Below are 16,030 nucleotides of genomic sequence, written 5' to 3'. Positions count from 1 at the left end.
AGTTCATGGGCATATCTCCTTAGATTAATGTTTTGGTCGACTTAATTTTACTAGGAAATATGTCCATTTTCTATAATTGAAAAATCATAATTTACACAAAATATTTTACACTATCGAGCATCAATATATCATATTACTACATATATATAAAGGTATAATTTCTTTTATTTTAATTATTTCGGGGTTATTTTCTGATTCCAATATGATAATGTCTCAATGTATCCAAGTTGATATTGTCCCAATTGGGACAATATCAACTTGCCGTGTTAAACTATAACCTCCAGGGGAGATTATTATGAGAATGGTTGAATTGAGAATGAATGAAGAAAATAAGTATAAAATAATCAAGAAGCTTATAAACACAAATGGAAACAAGAAGAGCGCAGCTACTAAGCTTGGCTGTACTATTAGAACTATCAATAAACTTATCATTAAATATAAGGAACAGGAAAAGAAGGGTTTCATGCATGGTAACCATGGAAGACTGTCTGCTTCTGCAGTTCCTTTAGATATAAAGAATAAGATCATCTCTGTTTATATTAATGATTTCTCTGATGCCAACTTCACTCACTTCTGCGAGATTGTGGAAAGTGAATTCGGTATAAAGATCAGTGATACTACACTCAACAACTGGATGAGAGCTGAAGATGTGCTCTCTCCAAAGGCAAGAAGAAAAAACTTAAAGAAAGATTGAAAGATACTTCTTCTGAAGAGGTGAAGAATGAAATAAAGGAATCAATCATCATGCTTGATGAAAAGGATGCACATCCAAGACGTCCTAGATCAAAGTATGCAGGTAAGATGATACAGATGGATGCATCATCATTCCAGTGGATTGAAGGAGAAGTCTGGCATCTTCATGTTGCGATTGATGATGCAGACGGAAAGGTTGTAGGAGCTTATTTCGACCATCAGGAGACCCTCAAGGGATATTATGAGGTTCTCTATCAGATTCTTATTAATCATGGCATTCCTGCAATGTTTTACGTACTGTATTTGAATATAAAAGAAAAGACAAGCCTTCAGATGCTGAGGATACATTCACTCAGTTTTCTTATGCCTGTCATAATCTGGGAATTGAAATAAAAACTACGAGCGTACCCCAAGCAAAAGGCAGAGTCGAAAGACTCAACCAGACGCTCCAGTCTCGATTACCAGTCGAACTAAGGTACGCTCATATCACCAACATAGAGGATGCCAATGAATTTTTGAACTCGTACATAAAAAAATTCAATGATCAGTTCGTTCTACGTCTTAATAGTACCAAATCGCTTCGGTCCGCCTTTTACTATTTATGAAACTATAATGAGTTATTTACCCGTTACAGCCTCTTCACATTATTTCTTAGGAACTAGTTTTTCAGTACCACCCATGTATGGTCTTAATGCTTCTGGAATAGAAACAGTACCATCTTCATTTAAGTTATTTTCTAAGAATGCAATCAACATTCTAGGTGGTGCAACAACAGTATTATTTAAAGTATGTGCATAATACTTACCATCTTTACCATTGATTCTGATATTTAATCTTCTAGCCTGTGCATCAGTTAAGTTAGAACAGCTTCCTACTTCGAAATACTTCTTCTGTCTTGGAGACCAAGCTTCAACATCTAATGACTTAGACTTTAAGTCTGCTAAGTCACCAGAACAACATTCAAGTGTTCTTACTGGAATATCTAAAGATCTAAATAAATCTACAGTATTATTCCATAGCTTTTCAAACCACATCTTAGATTCTTCTGGTTTACATACAACGATCATTTCCTGTTTTTCGAACTGATGAATTCTATAAACACCACGTTCTTCAATACCATGAGCACCCTTTTCTTTTCTGAAACATGGTGAATATGAAGTATAAGTATATGGTAATTTGTCTTCATCTAATAATTCACCAATGAACTTACCAATCATTGAATGTTCAGAAGTACCAATTAAGTATAAGTCTTCTCCTTCAATCTTATACATCATGGCATCCATTTCTTCAAATGACATGACACCAGTAACAACATTACTTCTAATCATATATGGTGGTACACAATAAGTGAATCCACGGTTGATCATGAAGTCTCTTGCATAAGCTAATACTGCAGAATGTAATCTCGCAATATCACCCATTAAATAATAGAAACCATTACCTGCAACTCTACCTGCTGCATCTAGATCAATACCATCAAATGATTCCATAATATCTGTATGATATGGAACTTCATAATCAGGTACTACTGGATCACCATACTTAGTGATTTCTACGTTTTCGCTGTCATCTTTACCGATTGGTACAGTAGGATCTAAGAAGTTAGGAATCTTCATCATGACTTCTCTTAATTTATCTCCAGATTCTTTTTCAACTTCTTCTAATGACTTTAATTCTTCAGCCATTTCTCCAACTTTCTTCTTATTTTCAGCAGCTTCTTCTTTCTTCCCCTCACGCATGAACTGTCCAATTTCTTTAGACAATTTATTTCTCATACTACGAAGTTCAGATGCTCTTGTGATAGCAGCTCTATACTGTTTGTCTAATTCTAATGCTTCATCAACTAAAGGAAGCTTATGATCTTGAAACTTCTTTTTGATATTCTCCCTAACAGCTTCAGGATCTTCTCTTAATCTTGCGATATCAATCATATACAATCTCCTTGTTCATAGATTATTGTCATTATATACCATTATTCACTATTTATAAAGTTATGATGAAAGAAATAAATGGCAATGTGACTAAAGAAAATGCAGTAGATACAAAAATAAGCTTAGAAGCGAATTCTGGGTTCTTATCATACTTATTTGCAAGCATTGCACATGTACTTGGTGCAGGCATCGCGGCCAATACAACAGAGACACCAATACCAATATGATCAAGTGAAGTCCATCTTAAACACAGATAAGTAATCACTGGAATCATAATCAAACGAATAAAAGAATAATAAATACATTCCTTATCCATTATCTCTCTAGGTTCTACATCACTTAATATACTTCCTATCACAATCATACTTAATGCGGTATTACATCCTCCTATAGAACTCATAGTTGTAGTCACAAAAGAAGGTAATGTATACCCTAATGAATACATGATCATAAATACTATACCAAAATAAATCCCAATAAGACATGGATGTAAAGCAACTTTCTTCACCATTGTCTTAAAATCAGCTTTTGTATAATGGGATAAACCATAACTCCACATAAATATTCTTTGTGGTATTAAATAAATACAAGCATAAAGTAATCCCATATCACCATATAACCCCTGCGCAAATGGCATCCCCATAAAACCCGCATTAGATACCATAGTTGCATACTGTAAGTTGATCTTCTTTGTTTCTTCTTGATTATTATAAGCTGTCTTATTAATAATAAAATAAAGACCCTGTATACCAATAGATACTAAAAATACCACAAGAGTTGTCTTCATAATACTTGGTGTGAGTTTAATTAAGAAACTCTTGGCAGTAGCCACAGGTAATACAATGTTTAATACTAAATCAGTGACCTGTTTACGAGTCTGTTTATTAAACAATCCTAGTTTAGAAATAAGATAGCCTATTCCTACTAAAATAAATATTTCTACCTGTAAATCTAACATACTTGTTCTCCCCTCTTTGAGGATTAATTATAATATGAAAAAAAGAAGATGTCATGTGACAACTTCTATTCTTCAGTCGTTTCTTCTTCCGATTCTTTATCTACTACTGTAATACTTGAAACAGAAGCACCTTCACCTACTTTAATAAGTCTTACACCCTGTGTAGCTCTTCCAGCACTCTTTACCTGTTCCATTGGTAATCTGATAATAATACCTTCATTCGTAATGATCATTAAGTCTTCATTGCCTTCTACAGCCTTAATGCTGACTAATTCACCATTCTTCTCAGTAATATTAACAGTCTTAACACCTTTACCACCACGTTTAGATAAACGATATTCTTCTAGTGGTGACATCTTACCATACCCCTTTTCAGTAATGATTAAGATATTTTGTCCTTCAGTATTTGTAGTCACACCAATAATATGACTATCATCTACATTCATACCCTTAACACCACTTGCAGAACGTCCCATTGGTCTCACATCATTTTCATCAAAACGAATAGCCTTACCATTAGCTGCTGCAAGAAGAATTTCACTCTTACCATTAGTTAACTTAACATCAACTAATTCATCACCTTCACGTAATGTGAGTGCAAGTTTACCAGACTGTCTGATATTTTCGAATTCAGGTAATCCAGTTCTCTTTACTAAACCATCCTTAGTCACAAAGAATAAGAAATGTGATTCATCTACTTCAGAAGGTGTAATAGAGATCATAGTCTTTACCTGTTCATCCTTATCCATATTCAATAAGTTGATAATAGGAAGACCCTTTGCCTGTCTACCAAATTCAGGAATATTATATCCCTTCATTCGATATACCTTACCAAAGTTAGTAAAGATCAATAAATCATCATGAGTAGACATATTCATTAATGAATCTACAACATCATCATTATTTGTACTCATACCCTTGATACCTTTACCACCTCTATTTTGAGCTTTATAAGTATCAATAGGCATACGTTTTACATAACCATTATTAGTTAAAGAAATAACTACATCTTCTTCAGGAATTAAATCTTCATCTTCAATATCAAATGAACCCTGAATGATTTCAGTTCTTCTCTTATCACCATACTTTGCTTTGATTTCAAGAAGTTCCTGATCAATAATCGCAATAATTCTTTCTTTATTTGCAAGAATATCTTTTAAATCTGCAATTGTTTCTAATAATACATTTAATTCATTCTCAATCTTTTCTCTTTCCAATCCAGCTAGTCTCTGTAACTGCATTTCACGGATAGCCTTTGCCTGTCTTTCAGACATATCAAATTCATCCATTAATCTCTGCTGAATGATTTCTGTTGTACGAGAACTTCTAATTAAATTAATAATCGCATCAATCTGATCAATGGCACGCTTTAAACCATCTAAGATATGTGCACGATCTTCTGCCTTCTTTAAATCGAATAATGTTCTTCTACGAATCACATCTTCCTGATGTTCTAAGTAAACATTAATCATTTCTTTTAAAGACAATGTCTTAGGTTCACCATTCACTAAGGCAATATTGTTGACACCAAAAGTAGTCTGTAATGCAGTTAACTTGTATAACTGATTTAAAATAACTTCTGGCTGTACATCTCTTCTTAACTCAATAACAATACGAATACCTTCACGGTCAGATTCATCTCTTAATTCTGTAATACCATCGATATTCTTTTCTTTGACATGAGCTGCAATCTTTTCAATTAAACGTGCCTTATTGACCATATATGGTAATTCAGTTACGATGATTGCTTTCTTATTACTACCGATATCTTCAATATCAGTCTTTGCTCTCATGACAATCAAACCATTCCCTGTCTCATACGCTTTCTTAATAGCCCCACGGCCTAAAATATAAGCGCCTGTAGGGAAATCCGGACCAGGGATATAATTATCCATTAACTCTGTAATTGTAATATCAGGGTTCTTAGAAACAGCGAGAATCGCATCAACCACTTCACCTAAGTTATGTGAAGGAATATTTGTTGCCATACCTACCGCAATACCAGTAGAACCATTAATCAATAAATTTGGAATACGAGAAGGAAGCACATTAGGTTCCTTTTCTTCACCATCATAGTTAGGGACAAAATCAACAGTATCCTTGTTGATATCTCTCACCATTTCCATCGCAATCTTAGACATTCTTGATTCTGTATAACGCATTGCGGCAGCGCCATCACCATCAATAGAACCAAAGTTACCATGTCCATCGACTAACATATATCTATATGAGAAATCCTGTGCCATACGTACAAGGGCTTCATAAATAGAACTATCACCATGTGGGTGATATTTCCCCATTACTTCCCCAACAATACGGGCAGACTTCTTATAAGGCTTATCACTATAACAGCCTAATTCATTCATACCATGAATAATACGTCTCTGTACTGGCTTTAAACCATCTTTCGCATCAGGAAGAGCTCTAGCCACAATAACACTCATCGCATATTCCATGAATGATTTCTTCATTTCACCTGTTAACTGTATATCTTTAATACCTCTTTGTTCCATGACTAACTCCTTCCTTAAATATCAAGATTTTCTACATACTTCGCATTTTCTCTAATGAAATCTCTTCTAGGTTCAACACGTTCACCCATCAACATATCAAATAGCTGATCAGCCTGCATTGCATCATCTAACTGAATTCTATTTAATACACGATTTTCAGGATTCATAGTTGTTTCCCATAGCTGTTCTGGATTCATTTCACCTAGCCCTTTATAACGCTGAATTGTATATTTCGCATTAGGACCAAGTTCTTCTTTTAGTTTATCTAACTCATAATCACTATATAAATAATGATCATCCTTACCATGTCTTAATAAATAAAGAGGTGGCTGAGCAGCATAAACATAACCATTCTCAATTAAAGGTTTTAAATAACGATATAAGAAAGTAAGCATTAAGATTCTAATATGACCACCATCGACATCGGCATCGGTCATGATGACAATCTTATGATAACGTAGTTTATTGATATCAAACTCATCACCAATACCAGTACCAAATGCGGTAATCATAGATCTAATTTCCGCATTACCAAGAATTCTTTCTAAACGTGCTTTTTCAACATTCAAGATCTTACCTCTTAAAGGAAGAATAGCCTGAATCTTTCTATCTCTACCAGATTTCGCACTACCTCCGGCAGAGTCCCCTTCGACGATGAAGATTTCACATTCACTTGGATCCTTAGAAGAACAGTCTGCAAGCTTACCAGGAAGATTAGAGACGTCTAGTGCTGTCTTTCTTCTAGTCATTTCTCTTGCACGCTTGGCTGCCATTCTTGCCTTAGAAGCCAATGTAACTTTATCCATGATAATCTTTGCAGTATCAGGATTTTCTAATAAGAACTTATCTAATGCATTCGCAAGAATAGTAGAAACTATCTTTCTTACTTCCGCATTACCTAATTTAGTCTTTGTCTGTCCTTCATACTGAGGATCAGGGTGTTTAACTGATACAATCGCAGTTAAACCTTCACGACAGTCATCACCACTTAAAGACTCATCTTTATCCTTTAAGAAGTTATGACTTTTTGCATAGTTATTAATAACACGTGTTAAAGCTAAGCGGAAACCTTCTTCATGTGTTCCACCTTCGTGTGTATTGATATTATTACAGAATGAATAGATATTTGGCTGATAACCATCATTGTACTGCATAGCTATTTCCACGGAAATATCGTTCATTGTATCTTCACAATCAATAATACGATCATGTAATGGTGTCTTATTCTTATTTAAGAAAGCCACATACTCTCTTAAACCACCTTCATAATGATATTCATCTACTTTTGCAGGATCTAATCTTTCATCCTCTAATACAAGCTTTAAGCCTTTATTTAAGAAAGCAAGTTCTCTTAATCTCTGACTTAATACCCCATAATCATAAACTGTTGTTTCAGTAAAGATTTCAGGATCAGCTTTAAATATAACAGTTGTTCCTGTTTCTTCCTGCTCACAATCTCCTACAACCTTTAAAGAATCAACAGGTGTTCCACCATTTTCAAAACGTTGATAGTAAATATGTCCTTCACGGTGAACATAAACTTCTAACCATTCACTCAAGGCATTTACAACAGAGGCACCTACACCATGTAGACCACCAGAGACCTTATAGCCTCCTCCTCCGAATTTACCACCGGCATGTAATACAGTAAAAATAGTTTCAATTGTATTCTTACCTGTCTTCACATTCATACCAGTAGGCATACCACGACCATTATCAATGACTTTTACAACATCACCTGGTAATAATACAACTCTGATCTTATTACAGAAGCCTGCGAGTGCTTCATCGATAGAGTTATCCACTATTTCCCATACAAGATGATGTAACCCTCTTGCAGAAGTTGTCCCGATATACATACCAGGTCTCTTTCTAACGGCTTCTAGCCCTTCTAAGACTTGAATATCGGATTCATCATAATGTTCTACTTTTTCTTCCATTTACTTATCCTCCTTCAACGTTCCTTTCTCTATTCTTAAAACCAAAGCATCATCTAGTGAATGATGATAACCTAAATCAAAATGCGTTGTTGTAATAAATGTCTGTACCTTATGATCAATCAGATTCAAGAGCTTCATCTTTCTCTCTTCATCTAACTCACTCAATACATCATCTAGCAACAAAACAGGATACTCACCTATCTGCATTTTCACAATCTCCACTAATGCAATCTTCATCGATAAGATGATAGATCGCTGCTGCCCCTGGGATGCAAACATACCTGCATCATTCTCATCTAAAAAGATTTTTAAATCATCCTTATGAATACCATCTACAGTATTCCCTTGGAATATATCTCGCTTATAATTCTTTTTATATTTAGCAAGAATACCCTCTTTTGAAATATCCTTGAATTGCGTATGATATCTCAAAACAAGCTTTTCTTTACCAGAAATATAAGCATACATCTGCCCACTGATCTCATTCAACAACTCTATGAACTTCATACGTCTTTGAATCAGATCTTCTTCTAATTCTGCCATCTCTTCACTTAGTACTTCTAGATACATATCAGGTTCCTTATGTCCCTCATGAAGCATCTTTAAGTACTTATTTCTTTCCTTCATCAACTTATTGTATTTATTCAAGTTAAACATATAGATTGGTGAAATCTTAGAAATCTCAGTATCTATCAAAGTACGTCTCATTTTAGGAGATCCTTTAATCAATTGTAAATCCTGAGGAGTAAATAAGATCACATTAAAATAACCCAGATAATCACTTGTCTTACTCACAGCCTTATCATTAATAAAAGCCTTCTTGCCTTCTTTAGACACGACAACCTTTAAATCATACGGACGTGTACCATTTACAACATGACCTGACACACGTGTATAAGACTGATCAAACATGATCAATTCATCAAGCATACTGGACTTAAAGCTTCTTGTAGTAGACAAGAGATAAATCGCTTCAAGTATATTCGTTTTACCCTGTGCATTATCCCCAATGATAATATTAACCAGTGGATGAAAATGAAAGGTCTGCTTTTCATAATTACGAAATTGAATCAGATTAAGCGTTTTGATTTCCATGGATTACATACTGGCGACGATCTACTTCAAACACATCACCATCTCTTAATTTCTTACCACGTCTACGGTCTACTTCTCCATTTACAAGAACATGACCTTCCTGAATCATAATCTTAGCTTCAATGCCACTTTGTGCTTCTCCACATAATTTCATAGCCTGACCTAAAGTAATATATTCAGTATGTATTAAGACTTCTTTCATTTCATCACACATCCTTTGCGCTAATTTTGCTTTCTACATTATAGCACAAAAACATAAAAAAAAGAAGTTTATAGCCCCTTTTTTCAAGGGAGAGATAAACTTCATTTTTCTACAAATTTCAATTACAAGCCCAATTTTACCCAAATAAGAGAATAGACCCTTTATTTTACCTAGTAAGTTCTTACTGGAAGAACAACCTGGATGTTATCATTTACATCTAAACCAGTAATCTGGAAAGGTCTCATCTTTTCAGTAAAGCGTAGCTGAATAGTTTCTGTACCAATAGAACGGATCGCATCAGCTAAATACTTTGCGCTAAATGAAATAGTCATTGGTTCACCTTTATAGAATGCTTTTGTTAGGTTTTCTTCTACTGAACCGATTTCCTGTGAATAAGAAGAAAGAACATTCTCATCAGGAGACATAGTTAATTTTACAATATTACTCTGTTCATCAGATAGTAAAGAAGCTCGGCTGATAGCACCAAGTAATGCTGAACTATTGATAGACATAGTATAAGAACCCTGATCTTCTACTAAACGTGATGTATTAGGATAAGTACCATCAATTAAACGAGTTAATACAAGATACTGACCAATCACAAATAATACTTTACGATCAGATACATAAAGATCAATCATTTCATCTTTTTCAATAATGTGAATAATCTGATTTAAAGACTTCTTAGGAATAACAATATTAAACTGAATATCATCTTCAATTGGCATGCTTACCTGAGCTAAACGATAACTATCAGTCGCAATACATACAAGTTGATGCTGATCTACTTTGAAATTTACACCAGTAAGTACTGGTCTAGTTTCCTGTTCACTCGTTGCGAATAAAGTCTTTTCAATAATCTTCTTGAAATCATAAGACTTCATAGAGAAGTGTTTACCATTCTTATTTAAATCAATACGTGGGAAGTCAAAAGACTTAGAACCATTTAAATCAAATAAAGAACTTTCAGAAGTAATACGAGTTAAAGTACCATCTACTACCTGGATATGAACTGTATCACCATCAATCTTACGAATAATTTCTAAGATATACTTAGAAGATAAAACAACTGAACCAGTCTGGTTGATAATAATACCTTCATTAATTGTAGTTTGAATACTGATATCACTATCAGATGCAGTTAATACTAAACCATCTTCTAATAAGTCAAACTTAATACCAGTTAAGATAGGTAAAGGACTCTTTAAAGAAACGGCTCTAGAAACCTTAGTAAGTGCATCTAATAAGACAAGTCTATTAATATTAAAATCCATTTTTTTCTCCTTTATTTATTTTATTAATTAAAGAATAATTATAATAATACTGTGCATAATGTGCATAAGTTGCGTTTTGATTGAGAATTACAAGATAAAACTCAATTTGAGTGGTGCACAACTTGTGCATATATGTGCTTAACTTAAGCGTTCCATTAAATCATTGATCGCTGTTTTATAGTTAGGATCTTGTTTCATCTTCTTCTTAACTTTAGAACAAGCTTTCATGATTGTGGAATGATCTCTTCCTCCAAATTCCTGTCCAATCTGGATATAGGAAATATCAGGAACGAGCTCTCTAACAAGATACATCGCAATATGTCTTGCTGTAATAATATTGTTTGTACGTGATTTACTCGTTAACTGAGTCACTGATAGATTGTAGTAAGAAGCCACTGTTTCCTTAATTGTGTCAGGAGTCGCTTCTTTTTTAGTAATTGTAGTTGTGTTATCAGGATTATCAAATGCTTCTAAAGCAAAATCTAGGCTGATATGATCAAGATTTTGTCCACATACTACTTTATAGAATAGAAGTGTTGTCACAGCACCTTCTAAGTCTCTCACATCCTTATTGAAATGAGAAGCAATAAAATCTAATACTTCTTCATCAATAGGATAATCAATCATACGTGATTCAATCTTTTTCTTTAAGATAGCTTTAGCTGTTTCAAACTCAGGATTATCAATAGTTACTGTTAACCCCTGTCTAAAACGAGAAACAAGGCGGTTTTCCATCCCTTTTAGCTCTACAGGAGGTTTATCACTTGTAATAACAATCTGTTTTCCTGAATGTTGTAAAGTATTGAAGATATTAAAGAACATCTCCATACTTCCCTCTTTATTCGCAATAAACTGGATATCATCAATCAATAATATATCCACACTACGATAACGACGATTAAAAGTTGCAATCGTATTATTGCCAATAGCTTCTACATAATCATTCACAAATGCTTCTGCATTTGTATAAAGAATACGTTTACCTGGAAATTTAATCTTCACATAGTTACCAATCGCATTCAACAAATGTGTCTTTCCAAGTCCGGAATTACTATGAAGGAATAAAGGATTATATGTGCCAGGCTTTAATGCGACAGCAAGTGCTGCATTTTGAGCAATTCTATTACAATTACCCACAACAAAGTTATCAAAAGTAAGATCTGCACTTAAATGATCATCAAAATCTTCTACTTCTTCCTTAACTTCTACTACAGGGGCTTTTGCCTTATTCATGTTGTCATATTCCTGGTTTGACATCACCTTTATAGTGGCTTTAATACCTGACACTTCATAGAAGAATTCTGCAAGCTGTTCACTTGCATCCTCAATAAAGGTCTTATTAAAAACCGATTCTATAGTAATAATTAATTCATTGTTCTGCAGTTCTTTAGCCTCTGTCTGGGTGAATATTGAGTCGAATACGATCTTATCGTCACTGTTTTCTCCATAGCGATTGAGGGTTTCTGTCCAGAACTGCTTTAAGTTGTCCATATATTCACCTTCCTTTGCACCCCTCATTATAAAAGAAAATGTGACTAATGACTAGTGAATATTGATTATTCACTGCATGGATGTGCACAAAAAATAGTGAATAAGTAGTTGTTCATAGGTTATTCAGATAGTTTTTCACGAGATATTCACATTTTTATTGTGAACTTAACACTATTTTTTGAATTCTTCACACTTATTCACAAATATTAAGAATATCTAAAAATTATCTTTGCTCGAGTAAAATTGTGAATATATGTGCAGTATTTCCTCTATTCACTACTTATTCATAATATTGTGCACATAAAAAAATATGTTATATAGAAGAAAAATGAATGTTATACACAATATGTGAATGAATGAATTCCAATGGGGAATGAAGTGTGGAAAATAGTTGTGAAGAAGCAAAAAATGTTGAATATAAGCCAAAATTTCTTATAAATAATATTGACTTAAAATAGTATTTCCCATATAATGACACTGCATATGTTATGTAGTATAAAAAAAGTAGCTACATATTGGAGGTGTAAAAAAGATGAAAAGAACATATCAGCCAAATAAAAGAAAAAGAGCTAAGACTCATGGCTTCAGAGCTAGAATGGCAACTGTAGGTGGACGTAAAGTTATCGCTAGACGTCGTAAAAAAGGAAGAAAAGTATTATCTGCCTAAAAAAAATCCACTTTAATGTGGTTTTTTTTCTAAAAGAAATATGAAAAAAGAATTACGTGTAAAGAAAAGTACTGAATTTGAAACCATTATAAAGAAAAGAAAAAGCGTAGCGAATAGAGAGTTTGTATTATATTGGAATCCTAATGATCTAGAGCATATGCGTATTGGTTTATCAGTCGGTAAGAAAATAGGGAATGCCGTTGCCAGAAACAAGACTAAGAGACAAGTGAGAATGATGGTTCATGAATTGTTCACAAAAGAAGACCATAATGATTACATTCTGATTGTTAGAAAACCCTATTCTCAGAATGATTTTGAACAGAACAAGAAATCTCTTCAAAATCTATATTTAAAAATGAAAAAAAGAATGGAGAAGTAAAAATGGTATTAGATCCTCGTACAAAGAAGTACATAAAGATCTTTGCGGTGATTGCTTTAGTGTTCATTTTTACAGGGTGTACAAGTAATGTTGACAAGAACGGTCATTTATTAGCAAGCCGTGCTATCACTGAATCAACACCATGGTCACTAAAAGCAGGATTTTTTGATTTTATTCTTACAATTCCTATCGCAAAGGGAATCCTATTAATCACTTCATGGACAGGTAATGTCTTATGGGGTGTCATCTTAATGACTATTCTTATCAACTTGATTATTTTACCAGTTATGATCAAGTCTACTATTTCTACACAGAAGATGCAGATGCTTCAGCCAGAAATGGAAAGAATCCAGAACAAGTATCGTGGTAAGAATGATCAGACTAGTCAGATGCGTATGCAGAATGAAATTATGAACTTATACAAGAAAAATAACGTTTCTATGTTTGGTTCATTATGGACTTTCTTAACATTACCTATCATGTTCGCAATGTATGGTGCTGTTCAGAGAATCCAGATCTTGTATACATCACAGGCATTTGGTATGAATTTAGGTTTAACACCTTTATCTCAGATTACTAGTGGTAAATTCATTTATATTGCCGTTATTTTAGTTATGGCTTTATCTCAGTTCTTCGCTATCGAAATCAACAACTTAATGTTGAAGAGAAACAAGAAGTATAAACCTTCTGCTCAGCAGAACCAGATGAAGACTATGAATATCGTAATGACATTAATGATCATCTACTTTGGTTTAATCATGCCAACAGCTATGTCATTCTATTGGATTACAACTAACTTAATTACTGTAGTTAGAACAGTATTTATTCAGATTCAGTATATTGAAAAGCAAGAAAATCAGAAAGACACTCATGTAATTAGGTAATCATTATGAATACTTATGAAGCTAAAACAGAAGAAGAAGCATTAAATTGTGCTTGTCAGGACTTAGGTATTACACCAGAAGAATTCCATTATGAAATTGTTGAAGTTCATAAGGGATTATTCAGTAAGAAAGTTGTTATTGCTGGATGGTGTGAATCTATGGTTGAAGAATATGTAGGTCAGTTCGTGGAAAGAACATTAAGTTCTTTAGGTTTCGAAACACAGACTACTGTCTTCAAACAGGATGATCGTATCTACTGTAATGTAGAAACAAGTAATAACTCAGTTGTGATTGGTAAGAATGGTGTTATTTTAAGAGCATTAAACTTCATTACTAAGAGTGCTGTGAATACTCAGTTCAAACAGCGTATTGAAATCTCTGTAGATATCAATGGTTATAAAGAACAGAGATACCAGAAGGTTGCTGCAATGGCTAAACGTTTTGGTAAGAAAGTACAACATTCTAAGATCAATATGAAGTTAGATCCTCTACCAGCTGATGAAAGAAAAGTAATTCATCAGGTGATTGCGGAAATGCCACATCTTGCAACACAGTCACACGGTGAAGGTAAAAACCGTTACTTAGAAATTTATTATGTTGATTAAAGAGAAGGCTCTGCCTTCTTTTTTTTACATTCTTTTGATAGAATGGATAGGAAGGGAGAAGTACATGAAAAAATTGAATTTATTAGAAGGACGTATCGTTCCTCTTCTTATAAAATTAACACTACCTATTATTGGTACATCATTTCTAGAAATGGCCTATGCACTGATTGATATGCTTTGGATTGGAAAGCTTGGTGCTTCCTCTATTGCGGCAGTTGGTGTAGCAGGTATGTTTAGCTGGTTATCGCAGGGACTCGCAATGATTGCGACACAGGGTGGACAAGTCAAAACAGGACATTCATTAGGTGCAGGTAATCAAGACGCAGCTACAGATTATGCTTCAACTGCGATTCAGTTAGGGATTATATTCGCACTATTATTCTCTTTCTGTACAGTTGTATTTTCAAGTTTCTTTATTGGATTATTTGGCTTATCATCACAAGCCACTATTAATCAGGCTATTAACTATTTACGTATTACATGTGGTTTGATTATCTTTAACTTCTTAAATATTATTATGACGGGTATCTTAAATGCCTCTGGTGATAGTCAGACACCATTCCAGTGTAATAGTGTTGGTTTGTTATTGAATATTGTTTTAGACCCATTTTTTATCTTTGTATGTGATCTAGGTGTTGTAGGTGCAGCACTTGCCACAGTATTAGCTCAAGTTTCTGTATTCCTATTATTTATGAGACATAACTTTAAGAAGAATACATTACTTAAACATATTTCATTGAAGAAGGTTTATTCAAAGTTTTATTATAGGAATATACTTAGAATTGGTTTTCCATTAGGGTTACAGAGTATGTTATTTTCTGTATGTTCAATGGTAGTCGCTGCTTTTGTAGCTGAGTTTGGAGATGCAGCTGTTGCAGCACAGAAGGTAGGTACACAGGTAGAAAATATTTCTTGGTGTATGGCGACTGGATTCCAGACATCTATTAATGCGTTTATTAGTCAGAACTATGGAGCTGGTAAGTATGATCGTGTAGAGAAAGGATATCATACAATGCTCGTATTCTCTATACTATGGGGTATTGTATGTACAAGCTTGATGGTCTTCTTCCCTCATGTGATTTATGGCTTCTTTACTGATGATTTAATGGTAACTCAAATTGGAGAAAACTATCTACGTATTGTAGGTCTATCTGAAACATTTATGATTCTAGAATTAATGATTTCTGGAGCCTTTAGTGGATTAGGAGAAACAATTCCTCCTTCTATCACCAGCATTATATTCACTTTAGGACGTATTCCTGCTATTTTATTAATCTTAAATACATTCCATTTAAATGGTATCTGGTGGGTTATTTCTTTCTCAGGTATTATTAAAGGTCTGGTTAATTTTATTTGGTTCTATAAGTATAAGAAAAGAACACTTAAGGAGGTATGATT

General features: G+C 33.8%; 15 protein-coding genes. 7 read left to right on the top strand and 8 right to left on the bottom strand.

Annotation, left to right across the window (positions count from 1 at the left end):
• The first annotated feature begins 295 nt into the window (after nt 1-295).
• Nucleotides 296-694, top strand: a complete 399-nt coding sequence (locus tag EAI80_RS05985) for a hypothetical protein (RefSeq protein WP_129981325.1) — start codon at nt 296-298, stop codon at nt 692-694.
• Nucleotides 695-744: 50 nt separating this feature from the next.
• Nucleotides 745-1,086 (top strand): hypothetical protein, encoded by a 342-nt coding sequence (locus EAI80_RS05980; protein WP_129981324.1) that lies wholly within the window; start codon nt 745-747, stop codon nt 1,084-1,086.
• 251 nt (nt 1,087-1,337) lie between these two features.
• On the opposite strand, the gene serS is transcribed toward EAI80_RS05980, so the two are convergent.
• From serS to dnaA, 8 genes are all read right to left on the bottom strand, one after another.
• A complete protein-coding gene (gene serS / locus EAI80_RS05975; RefSeq protein ID WP_129981323.1) occupies nt 1,338-2,624 on the bottom strand; it encodes a serine--tRNA ligase in 1,287 nt (428 codons plus the stop codon).
• Between the two features lie 52 nt (nt 2,625-2,676).
• Nucleotides 2,677-3,582 carry an AEC family transporter gene (locus EAI80_RS05970; RefSeq protein WP_129981322.1) on the bottom strand — a complete coding sequence of 302 codons (906 nt, stop codon included), beginning with the start codon at nt 3,580-3,582 and terminating at the stop codon, nt 2,677-2,679.
• Between the two features lie 65 nt (nt 3,583-3,647).
• Nucleotides 3,648-6,095 (bottom strand): DNA gyrase subunit A, encoded by a 2,448-nt coding sequence (gene gyrA, locus EAI80_RS05965; RefSeq protein ID WP_129981321.1) that lies wholly within the window; start codon nt 6,093-6,095, stop codon nt 3,648-3,650.
• 14 nt (nt 6,096-6,109) lie between these two features.
• The gene (gene gyrB / locus EAI80_RS05960) at nt 6,110-8,035 is read right to left on the bottom strand and encodes a DNA topoisomerase (ATP-hydrolyzing) subunit B (protein ID WP_129981320.1); all 1,926 of its coding nucleotides are present in this window, start codon (nt 8,033-8,035) and stop codon (nt 6,110-6,112) included.
• A complete protein-coding gene (recF, locus tag EAI80_RS05955; RefSeq protein WP_129981319.1) occupies nt 8,036-9,130 on the bottom strand; it encodes a DNA replication/repair protein RecF in 1,095 nt (364 codons plus the stop codon).
• Nucleotides 9,111-9,332, bottom strand: coding sequence for an RNA-binding S4 domain-containing protein (locus EAI80_RS05950; protein ID WP_022424781.1), 222 nt, complete (start codon nt 9,330-9,332; stop codon nt 9,111-9,113). The genes recF and EAI80_RS05950 overlap by 20 nt, the downstream gene beginning before the upstream one ends.
• Before the next feature lie 170 nt (nt 9,333-9,502).
• A complete protein-coding gene (dnaN, locus tag EAI80_RS05945) occupies nt 9,503-10,606 on the bottom strand; it encodes a DNA polymerase III subunit beta (protein ID WP_022424780.1) in 1,104 nt (367 codons plus the stop codon).
• 138 nt (nt 10,607-10,744) lie between these two features.
• Complete coding sequence (dnaA, locus tag EAI80_RS05940) at nt 10,745-12,097, bottom strand: chromosomal replication initiator protein DnaA (protein WP_129981318.1); 1,353 nt, start codon at nt 12,095-12,097, stop codon at nt 10,745-10,747.
• A gap of 532 nt (nt 12,098-12,629) precedes the next feature.
• On the opposite strand from dnaA, the gene rpmH reads away from it, so the two are divergent.
• The 5 genes from rpmH (at nt 12,630) to EAI80_RS05915 (ending at nt 16,028) form a co-directional block, all read left to right on the top strand.
• The gene (gene rpmH / locus EAI80_RS05935) at nt 12,630-12,764 is read left to right on the top strand and encodes a 50S ribosomal protein L34 (protein WP_006504672.1); all 135 of its coding nucleotides are present in this window, start codon (nt 12,630-12,632) and stop codon (nt 12,762-12,764) included.
• 40 nt (nt 12,765-12,804) lie between these two features.
• On the top strand, nt 12,805-13,143 hold the full coding sequence (gene rnpA, locus EAI80_RS05930; RefSeq protein ID WP_006504671.1) for a ribonuclease P protein component: 339 nt from the start codon (nt 12,805-12,807) through the stop codon (nt 13,141-13,143).
• 2 nt (nt 13,144-13,145) lie between these two features.
• Nucleotides 13,146-14,027, top strand: a complete 882-nt coding sequence (locus tag EAI80_RS05925; protein ID WP_129981317.1) for a YidC/Oxa1 family membrane protein insertase — start codon at nt 13,146-13,148, stop codon at nt 14,025-14,027.
• 5 nt (nt 14,028-14,032) lie between these two features.
• On the top strand, nt 14,033-14,632 hold the full coding sequence (locus EAI80_RS05920) for a R3H domain-containing nucleic acid-binding protein (RefSeq protein WP_192924011.1): 600 nt from the start codon (nt 14,033-14,035) through the stop codon (nt 14,630-14,632).
• A 64-nt stretch (nt 14,633-14,696) separates the two neighbouring features.
• On the top strand, nt 14,697-16,028 hold the full coding sequence (locus EAI80_RS05915; RefSeq protein ID WP_129981315.1) for an MATE family efflux transporter: 1,332 nt from the start codon (nt 14,697-14,699) through the stop codon (nt 16,026-16,028).
• Nucleotides 16,029-16,030: the final 2 nt, after the last annotated feature.

The sequence above is a fragment of the Catenibacterium sp. co_0103 genome, from assembly GCF_004168205.1.
Classification (GTDB): Bacteria; Bacillota_I; Bacilli_A; order Erysipelotrichales; family Coprobacillaceae; genus Catenibacterium; species Catenibacterium mitsuoka_A.
Note: the sequence above shows the minus strand (reverse complement) of the source record. Positions and strands in the feature narration are given on the sequence as shown.

Excerpts from the sequence above, each read along its gene's own strand:
- rnpA (WP_006504671.1), top strand. The coding sequence starts at position 12,805 with ATGAAAAAAGAATTACGTGTAAAGAAAAGTACTGAATTTGAAACCATT.
- recF (WP_129981319.1), bottom strand. The coding sequence starts at position 9,130 with ATGGAAATCAAAACGCTTAATCTGATTCAATTTCGTAATTATGAAAAG.
- EAI80_RS05980 (WP_129981324.1), top strand. The coding sequence starts at position 745 with ATGCTTGATGAAAAGGATGCACATCCAAGACGTCCTAGATCAAAGTAT.
- EAI80_RS05920 (WP_192924011.1), top strand. The coding sequence starts at position 14,033 with ATGAATACTTATGAAGCTAAAACAGAAGAAGAAGCATTAAATTGTGCT.
- rpmH (WP_006504672.1), top strand. The coding sequence starts at position 12,630 with ATGAAAAGAACATATCAGCCAAATAAAAGAAAAAGAGCTAAGACTCAT.
- EAI80_RS05970 (WP_129981322.1), bottom strand. The coding sequence starts at position 3,582 with ATGTTAGATTTACAGGTAGAAATATTTATTTTAGTAGGAATAGGCTAT.
- dnaN (WP_022424780.1), bottom strand. The coding sequence starts at position 10,606 with ATGGATTTTAATATTAATAGACTTGTCTTATTAGATGCACTTACTAAG.
- EAI80_RS05925 (WP_129981317.1), top strand. The coding sequence starts at position 13,146 with ATGGTATTAGATCCTCGTACAAAGAAGTACATAAAGATCTTTGCGGTG.
- EAI80_RS05915 (WP_129981315.1), top strand. The coding sequence starts at position 14,697 with ATGAAAAAATTGAATTTATTAGAAGGACGTATCGTTCCTCTTCTTATA.
- gyrB (WP_129981320.1), bottom strand. The coding sequence starts at position 8,035 with ATGGAAGAAAAAGTAGAACATTATGATGAATCCGATATTCAAGTCTTA.
- EAI80_RS05985 (WP_129981325.1), top strand. The coding sequence starts at position 296 with ATGAGAATGGTTGAATTGAGAATGAATGAAGAAAATAAGTATAAAATA.
- dnaA (WP_129981318.1), bottom strand. The coding sequence starts at position 12,097 with ATGGACAACTTAAAGCAGTTCTGGACAGAAACCCTCAATCGCTATGGA.
- serS (WP_129981323.1), bottom strand. The coding sequence starts at position 2,624 with ATGATTGATATCGCAAGATTAAGAGAAGATCCTGAAGCTGTTAGGGAG.
- EAI80_RS05950 (WP_022424781.1), bottom strand. The coding sequence starts at position 9,332 with ATGAAAGAAGTCTTAATACATACTGAATATATTACTTTAGGTCAGGCT.
- gyrA (WP_129981321.1), bottom strand. The coding sequence starts at position 6,095 with ATGGAACAAAGAGGTATTAAAGATATACAGTTAACAGGTGAAATGAAG.